Source organism: bacterium, assembly GCA_035529855.1.
In the GTDB taxonomy this organism is placed as follows: Bacteria; RBG-13-66-14; B26-G2; order WVWN01; family WVWN01; genus WVWN01.
Map to the genome: position 1 here is coordinate 1 of DATKVX010000070.1, position 9,339 is coordinate 9,339.

The window sequence follows — 9,339 nt, forward strand, 5'->3', positions numbered from 1 at the left end:
ACGTTGCCCACCTGCTTCATCCGCTTCTTGCCGGCCTTCTGCTTTTCCAACAATTTCCGCTTCCGCGTAACGTCGCCGCCGTAGCACTTGGCGGTGACGTTCTTGCGCAGCGGCTTGATGGTTTCCCGGGCAATAACGCGCGAGCCGATGGCGGCCTGGATAATCACCTCGTACAGCTGGCGCGGGATCTCGCGGCGCAGCTTCGTGACGAGGTCCCGCCCCCGGCGCTCCGCCCGCTCCACGTGGACAATAACGCTCAACGCGTCCACCGGCTTGCCGTTGAGGAGGACGTCCAGTTTCACCATCTTGGAAGGCCGGTAGCCGGCGTGCTCGTAGTCGAGCGAGGCGTACCCCTGCGAGAGCGCCTTGAGGCGGTCGAAGAAGTCCACGATTATCTCGACCAGCGGCAGGCGGTACTTCACGGCGACGCGGTCGCCGGCGAAGAACTCCATGCTGACGTGCTCGCCGCGGCGGCTCTTCATCAGCTCGACAACCGGGCCGACGTACCGCGCCGGCGTGTAGACCGTGGCCTCGACGAACGGTTCGCCTATTATCTCGATCTCGGCCGGGTCCGGCAGCCTCGCCGGGTTTTCGACGTAGTGCGTCGCGCCGTCGCGCGTCGTCACCTCGTACGCCACGTGGGGCATCGTCGTGATGACCTCGAGCTCGTACTCGCGCTCGAGCCTCTCCCGCACGATGTCCAAATGGAGCACGCCCAAAAAGCCGCACCGGAAGCCGAAACCCAACGCCGCCGATTCCTCCGCCTGCCAGCTCAGCGAGGCGTCGTTCAACGCCAGCTTCTCCAGGCCGCGGTTCAATAGGTCGTAGTCGTCGGCCTCCACCGGGAACAGCGAGGCGAAGACCATCGGCCGGACTTCGCGGTATCCCGGCAGCGGCTCCGCGACGCCCCCCTCGGCGTACGTTATGGTATCGCCGACGCGGGCTTCCGCAATCTCCTTCACGTTCGCCGCGACGTAGCCGACGTCGCCGGCAACCAGCTCGTCGACCGGCGCCATAGAAGGTTTGAATATACCTACTTCGTTGACCTCGTAGACGGCGTCGGAGGCCGTCAACTTTATCCGCGTACCCCGCGCCAGGACGCCGTCGACGACGCGGACGTACGCCAGGACGCCCCGGTGGGGGTCGTACTGCGCGTCGAAGATGAGCGCGCGCAACGGCGCCGCGGCGTCGCCCGCCGGCGGCGGGACTCGCGCGACCACCGCCTCCAAGAACTCGACGACGTTGGTCCCCTCTTTCGCCGATACGAGTACGGCGTCGCCGGCGTCGATGCCTACCACTTCCTCGAGCTCGTCGCGGGTGACGTCGACGTCGGCCGCGGCCAGGTCGATCTTGTTTATGGCCGGGACCAGGACGAGGTCGTTCTCTACCGCCAGCAGGGCGTTGGCCACCGTCTGCGCCTCGACGCCCTGGCTCGCGTCGACGAGCAGTACGGCGCCTTCGCACGCCGCGAGCGACCGCGAAACCTCGTACGTAAAATCGACGTGGCCGGGGGTATCTATAATATTGAACTTATATACGTTGCCGTCCCGGGCGCGGTAACGGAGGGTCACCGGGTGCATCTTGATAGTGATGCCCCGCTCGCGCTCGAGCGCCATAGCGTCGAGGAACTGCTCGCGCATTTGCCGCGGGTCGACCGCCGCCGTGACCTCGAGTATGCGGTCCATAAGCGTCGTCTTCCCGTGGTCAATATGCGCGACGATAGAGAAATTACGAACGAATCGCTGGCGTTTTACTTCCATAACTTCCCACGCCCTATCAACGCGCCGGCACGCGGGTTATATAGGTTCGCGGCGAGGACTTCAATAGGACGACGCCGCCCGTAGAGTGCGAGCGGCGGGTACCGAATAAACACGATAAAGCTATCCCCTAATATTATGATTGGGCACTACTACACCCACTGATTTCATAAACATTTAGTCGTTACGGCATCCCTAAAATGGGCACTACGCGTTATAACACAACTTATTGGCCTTTTCCCCAGATAACCTGGGCCAAAGTCCGCAAGATTATCTGCAGGTCAAACAATAACGACCAATTTTCTATATAGTACAAATCGTACTCGACGCGTTGCGCTATGGACGTGTTTCCGCGGAAGCCGTTGACCTGGGCCCAGCCGGTCATGCCGGACTTGACTTTATGCCGCTCGACGTAGCGCGGGACGTCGGAGGCGAACTTTTCCACGAAGTACGGCCGCTCGGGCCGCGGCCCCACTGCGGCCATATCGCCCTTGAGGACGTTGAGGAGTTGCGGGACCTCGTCGAGGGACGTGCGCCTGAGGAAACGGCCGAAGAGGGTAACGCGTTCGTCGTTGGCTTTGGCGAAAACCGGCCCCGTCTCCGCCTCGGCGTCTTGCCTCATCGAGCGGAACTTGAAGAGTTCGAACGTCCGACCGTCCTGCCCCACGCGCACTTGCCGATAGAGTACCGGCCCGGGCGACGTCATTTTGATGACCAGGGCGGTTACCGCCCACACCGGCGCGAAAGCCGCGAGTAAGGAAGTGGCGGCCACGACGTCCATAACGCGCTTTATGAAGCGGTTGAAACCGGTAAGGCGGAACTGCCTTAAGGCGAAGACCGGTATTCCCAACGCCTCGTCGGCGTAAACCTTCGACGTCATAAGTTCCAACGTCGACGGCAACATTCTAACCTCGACGCCCTTGATATCACATTCCAGCACCAGGTCCAACAAAACCTGGTCGGGGACGTCACCGCCGAAAAATACTACCGCCACTCTTTCACGCCCGACGACTTCGAAGAAATCCTCCAAGTCGCCCAAAACCTTACAACCCTTTTCCGCCTCGCCCCCCGCCCGTATCACGCCCACGAGGTAGTAGTCGCTGGCGGGGCCGTCCAGTAAACGCTTGCAGAGCTCGTTCGCCGCGACGGACGTCCCCACGACCAACGTCCGCTTCGCCCCCACCCCTCTCTTCAGAAGGTACCCGCGTACGTACACCGCCGCGGCACGCGCCACGCACAACCCCATAAAAGCGAAAACCGCGGCGACGGCCAATACCAACCGCGAGTAAGAAAACCCGCGATATACGAATCCTACCCCGCCGAGAAAAACCGACCCCAACAGAACGCCGCCCAGCAACGCGAAAACCGTGTCCCAGCCGAAATTCCGGCCGCGGCGACCGTAAAGGTCGAGCGCTTTCAGTATCGTCAGCCAGAGCACCACCACCACCGGCAACGGATACAAATACGGCTCGAACGGCGGCCGACCTATACCGGGCAACATGGGCAGCAGGCCGAACCTGAAGAAGTACGCCCCGGCGAAAGCGACCACTATTACCAGCGCGTCCAACAGAGCCAATATTAAAGCGAACGCCAACGGTTCTCCTCTACGGCTTATCCAGCGGCTTGGGCGCCAGTATTACTTCCTTCTTCTCGAGCCGGTCGACCTCCCGGCAGAATTTAACGAATTTCTTATAGTCGCCGGGCGATATGTCACCCTGGTCGATAAACAACCGGCGCTTTATAATCAACCTATCTCCCTCCAACCCCAGCTCGAGCGTATACTCGGACTTAGGCCCCCGTAAATGTTCGTCGCCGGGCATCCAACGGACTCCGTACCCGCGCGGTATTTTCACGCGGACGTCGTCGACCCAAGCCTCCGGCCTTTCGATGCGGAGCGGGTATCGCCTCTTCTCGGCGCTTATGAAGACCTGGGCCAAAGTGAGCTCGTACGGTACCACGCGTACCGCCAAGTCACCGCCCCGTACGCGAGCGAAATTGGGAACGCTCCCCTCGAAGTTCAACGCGAACTCGCCGCTCAGGTCGTAGAGGTTATCGAAGCTATAACCGTCTATCGTCGCCGCGGCGAAAATTCGCGACAGGCTCACTTCGACGTTGGCCTCCTGCTCCTCGGGGTTGGTGAAGCTCTCACGGTACGCGCCGCGTAAGCCGCGGTACGCGCGCCGCCCTTTAAACGTCGCGCCGCCGCTCCAATCGAGCTCGAGATCCATTTCAAGGGCGATGCTGTCTTCCTCGAACGGACCGGTAGGAACGCGCCCTATCTCGAAACCCTCGTCGTCAACTATGAGCGCCGGTTTGCCGTAGGCCGCGGTCCACACGTCGCCGAAGGCAAACGTGTCCAACAGCGGGTCGGCGTACGTCCCTTGGGCCCCGAGCGTCGGGAAATAGACTAAAACAGTATCGAATAATTCCGGCGTCACCACGTCCCATTCGTTTTTCGAACCGCCGGTCCCCACTAACGCCAGTTTCACCGGGATACCGAGCTCGCGGCACAACGCCACGATAAGCACTGCGCGGTCTACCGTACGGCCGCGGCCGCGGAAAGCGGTGAGCCGCGCCGGCGCCGGGTAGTACACGCTACCGCCCGAGCTCTCAACCTCGCGCAATACGAAGTAATACACGGCGGCCGCCCGGGCGGCATCGCCGCCTTCGGGCAACTCCACCACGGCTAAACGCTTCCGTAAAAAATCGTCGACGTCGAACTTCCCGAACAACTCGCCCCGGTACCATTCCGCCACCGTATCGACGTCCGACATCGTCGTGACGCGAACGTACGGCGCGTACGCTTCCTTGGCCGGCATCATCGGTTCCTCTACTATCGCCGGCACGTCGCGCCGTTGGAATATGTACGCCGTACGGCCGTCGCCGCGGACGCGCTTCGCCTTCAGCCGTTGGTTGCCGGCCTTAAATTCTAAACGGTCGCCCGCCGGAAAATCGTCGCCGACGACGACGGCGAAACGGGTGGACAACAGCGCCTCGCCCAATTCCGCCATATAGAACGGCTGGGAATAATATTGCAGCAGGTTGAATATCATACGTTTGTTTATATTCAGGTCGTACGCGACTTCCAGAACGGCGCCCGGGACGACACGCTCCATAGATATGACTTTGTAGCCGTCCGAATCCTTAATCGAAACCGCGTCCACGACATCGCCCGAGGCCGCGTGGGTTCGCGCCTCGACGATCTCGGTCCCGGCGCCGGACATAACCGTTATCTCGCCCCAGCGTTCGCGCCCGGCGTCGCTCACTATCTCCATAAGGTTATGGTTCGATTCGCGGAAAGTGAAGTCGTTATTCAAATAGACGACCGACTGGTCGAGGAGCATAACCGAATCCGCGCGCGGGTAATCGCCGTCCTCCACTTTCTTTTGCAATAAATCGTCGACTTCGACGGAAAGAGCCTTGGCGACGGCGTCGGCGGGGATAGCCCCTTCCCGCTCCAAATAGTGCCGCGTGCGGAAGTCGCTGACGTCCAACGCCAGCGCTTCGCGTAAGACGCCGAAAGCATCCTCGCCGGCGCCCAGGCTGCGCAGATAGTAACCCCACTGGCGCCTTATCTCCGCCGAACGCGGCAGCGCCGCGGCCCCTTTCTCGAACCACTCCAACGCGGCGCCTTCGTCGCCCCGCCGCGCCGCCAGGTCCGCCATCCCGAGATACGCGTCCTCATCGTAAGGGTCGAAAGCGAGAATCTCGCGGTAGTGCGCCGCCGCCTTTTCCGGTTGGCCGAGGAAGAGGTACGCTTCGGCCAGTTTCGCGCGCGCGTACGCGTCGTCGGCCTTGACGGCGACGTACTTCTCATAGTAATCGACCGCGCGCGCCGTATTGTCGTTATCATAATAGAAATCGCCCAGCTGCAACAACGCGCGGTGGGCGGCCGGGTTGATATTTAACGCTCTCTCGCCTTGCCGGAGGAGCTCTGCGTCCCAACCCTCGCGCGCGGCTATGTCGACCAGGCCGCATACGGAAGACACGTACGCCGGGTTCGCTCGCAACGTCTCCCGGTAATAATCCACCGCTTCGTCTCTTTTTCCCTCGTACGACGCGAATACGGCGAGCTCTTCGGTGGCGACGACGCAGGCCGGGTCCTCCGCCCGGGCGCGCCTGAGTTGGGACTTCGCGTCGGCTAGATTGTACTCGCCGCCGGCCAGGATGCGGCCGTATGCGCCGGCGACGTAGAAGAACGCGCACGACGGCGCCGCAGCCAACGCGTCGTCGATTTCGTCGACGCCGTCCCCGTACGCTCCGACCGCGAATTCGTCCAACGCGCGGTAGAACCGGGCCAAAGTCCCGTCGGGCGTCGGCGCCGGATTATCCGCCAGAGACGACGCCGGCAATCCGCCCTCGGCGAAGTCGTCCTGTTCGACCGCTACGGCGACGGGCGCCAGGTCGGACGTTCGCAAGAACCTCGCCTTGAAAGCCCATTCGCCGTCGGTATCGAAGAGCGGGTCGTTGTTCTTGAGAGTTTTAACCAACAGCCGTTGACGGCCGCCGGCGGCCTTGAACTTGCCGCGGTGGAGTGAACTACTCGGGCCGTCGCCGGGATGATTCGATAGTACGTCCACGCCGCCCAGGAAGGCTCGGAACCAATCGTCGCTCTGTACCTCCAACCAATATTCCCCCGCCGGAAGCTCGAAGACGGCCGTAACGTACGCGACGCCTACGTTGGAGCCCAACGTACCGCCGACGTCGATTAGGCCGAATCGTCCCTCCCCGCGCCGCCACGCCGCTTCGCCCAGCGTGACCGGCGGCGCCGGCGTTAAACTCTCCTCGGGCTTAAACCGATGGTCGATGTCGGCCAAGCCGTACTTATTGAAGATGCCGCACAGCGCGACGTCGCCGACGTAACCGCGCTCGCGCGCCAGCGCCGCCGCATCCTCCCAGCGGCCGAACTGCAGCAGGAGGGTCTCCGCGGTGCGCTGCGCCGCGTCGCGCGTAGCCGGCGGGCACCCCGGCCTCGCCGCGAGCTCCAGTAAGAAGTCGGGCGCTTCGTAGTACGTGGGGACGACGCCGTCGAAAAACCTCAACGTCGAAACGAGCGCCCCGGCGGCGTCGCCGTCCGGATAAAGCTCGAGGTACCGACGCCAGTAAGAGAACGCCTCGTCTATCCGCCCCTGCGTGAAATCGAGCCAGGCGGCCCCCTCCAGCGCCGCGGCGTCGTCGGCGTCCGCCGCCAGCGCCCGGGCGAAGAATTCGCGGGCTTGCGCTTCGTCGCCGACGTAGACCATAGCCAGCCACCCGGCGCGGCCCCACTGCCCCGCGGCGCTCGCCGCCGCCAACGCCGAGGGTGCGTCGGCCGCGTCGTCCACGCCCAGGAATTCGTCCGAGACACCGCCGACCGGCGCCGCGGCCAGTATGCACGCGAAAATTAAAATTATCCTCAAGCCGGTTCTCGCCTTTTAATCAAGCAACGTCCATTTGTATTTTTATTAAACCTGAATACTACGATATACTTTTTTACGTGGCAAGCGAAACCGGAGTGGCGCGTTAATCCCCTCCGCCCGCACGAACTAACGCTGTGGCCCTCAATGCCGCTTGTGGGGGGCCTCGAAAACCGACTGTTCTTTGGCGATATCCAGGACCGCGTCGCGGCTATCGCCGCGGCCTACGTGCCGTGCGGCCAACAGGCCCATTTTAATCGAATGGTCCATATTGTTGTAGCGGAAAAGGCCCCCCCGCCCCACCGTCAACAAGTTCTCCATAGGCCAAACGAATTCCAAAACCGCGCCGAGCTTTTCCCGGTAGCCGAGGTCGTATACCGGATACGAGTACTCGCTGAACGAGCTGCCGCACGCGTCGACGTCGGCCGCGACGTCGAGGCCCACGGCCGCCAGGTCCGCGAGGCAAACCTCCTTAACCTCCTCGTCGGACATACGCCACTTCTCGTCGCCGGCGTCGCACGATATCTCGAGTTCCAGAGCCGACTTGCCCGGCGGGCAAAGCGACGGCGACCAGTTCCGTAAATCCTGGATGCGGAAGAAGAAATACTCCGGCTCAGGTACGTAGACCCAGGTATTGTCCGTTAGGGCCGGGCGGTTTACCACCAAATTTAAAAACCTCAAGCCGCGAAAAGCCATTCCGCGCGCGGCGGCCAAGACGTCGCCTCCGCCGGGGGGACGGACCATCTCCGCCAGCCGCGGCAACGGCGCCGTAGATACGACGAAGTCGGCGCTCTCGAAGCCGTCGCGGCCGTTCTGCCGGAGGGCGACGCCGACGACGCGGCCGCCCTCCCGCCGCACCTCGTAAACGTCCGCGTTCAGCCTTATCTCGGCGCCCGCGGCCCGGGCGCGCTCCGCCAACGTCTCGTACATTCGCCCTATGCCGCCGCGCGGATAATGGAACTCCGCAGCGTACGTCTTGGGCTTTTCCTTCTTTATCTTCAACAGCAGTAAAAATACGTCCCACAGGTTCAATAGCGAAATGCGCTGCGCGGCCCAATCCGCCGATATCTCCGACGGCGGCCGGCCCCAAAGTTTCCGTGTATAGGGGCCGAAGTAGATCTCGTAAAGCGTCCGTCCGAAACGATTAACTACCCAATCTTCGAAGGAGACGTCGGCTCGAGGCGCGAGCCGCTGCCGCGCCGCGGCCCAGAGGTAATCGACCCCCGCCCGGGCGGCCGTCAGGGGGTTCATCCGGAAAAGCAGGTTCTTGAAATCCAGCGGGTACGCGAAATCCTTGCCCCAAAGGCGGATAGTGCTCTTGCGCCGCCTGAGCTCGAGGTCGTCCCCCATCAGCTCGAAGACGTAATCCCGGACCTCCTCGTCCCTCGTGAAGAAACGGTGGCCGCCGAGGTCGAAGGTCGCGCCGCCGAAGGAAACGGTCCGGCACAGGCCGCCGACGCGGTCCTGCGCCTCCAACACCAATACGTCGAGGCCGGCGGCCGCGAGTCGGTCCGCGCAGGCGAGGCCCGCGGGCCCGGCGCCTATAACGATAACGCTTTTGTTTTTCTTCAAATCCGTCTTTAATTCGAGCGATAGGCCAACGTCGGTCGCGCCGGGAGAAGAAGCGCCGCGACGCCACGAACTCGGCCGAATACGAAGTCGGTATAAAGCCACCGTCGGGCGAGGACGCCGCGCCGCGCGTTTATTTCGCCCAGGATTTCGATTCCGGCCTATCGGAGAAATTGAACGGCCTTACTTCGACCCGGTCGCCGGCGGTTCTTTATAGCTTGCAACGTCGACTTCGGCCTTCAACAACGCTATGTCGCCGCCCTTTTCCAAAGGGGCGTACTCGGACGTGAACTTCAGGCCCGCCGTCTTCCCGCCCGGAGGCACCAACTCGTCGACCGTAAAATCGTGCCTCTCTACGATTTCGTTGCCGGGCCCGACGAGCTTCACGTACAAAGTCCCCCTCCACGCGTAGTCGGAGCCGTTGACGGCGCTGACGGTCCAATCGTAGCGGCCGCCGACTTCCCGCACGTCGTCGACGGTAACGACGTAACGGGCGGCCACCGCGGTCGCGACCAGGTCCGCGCCGGTGACGGGTTGTTTAGGCGGCGCCCCGCAGGCCAGCAAAATAAAACAGGCCAACGCGGCCGTTATGAAGACGGATACCTTACCCATCGTGG

At 62.6% G+C, this 9,339-nt stretch carries 5 protein-coding genes; all 5 read right to left on the reverse strand.

The window, feature by feature from the left end:
- Positions 1-1,760: translation elongation factor 4 (gene lepA / locus VMX79_07520; GenBank protein ID HUV86948.1), on the reverse strand; the 1,760-nt coding region annotated here is incomplete at its 3' end.
- Positions 1,761-1,983: 223 nt separating this feature from the next.
- Positions 1,984-3,351: an undecaprenyl-phosphate glucose phosphotransferase gene (locus VMX79_07525; GenBank protein HUV86949.1), complete on the reverse strand. Its 1,368-nt coding sequence runs from the start codon at positions 3,349-3,351 to the stop codon at positions 1,984-1,986.
- Between the two features lie 10 nt (positions 3,352-3,361).
- On the reverse strand, positions 3,362-7,156 hold the full coding sequence (locus tag VMX79_07530) for a tetratricopeptide repeat protein (protein ID HUV86950.1): 3,795 nt from the start codon (positions 7,154-7,156) through the stop codon (positions 3,362-3,364).
- A 141-nt stretch (positions 7,157-7,297) separates the two neighbouring features.
- Positions 7,298-8,725: an FAD-dependent oxidoreductase gene (locus VMX79_07535; GenBank protein ID HUV86951.1), complete on the reverse strand. Its 1,428-nt coding sequence runs from the start codon at positions 8,723-8,725 to the stop codon at positions 7,298-7,300.
- A gap of 180 nt (positions 8,726-8,905) precedes the next feature.
- Positions 8,906-9,339 (reverse strand): hypothetical protein (locus VMX79_07540; GenBank protein HUV86952.1); only part of this gene is annotated, 434 nt, incomplete at its 5' end.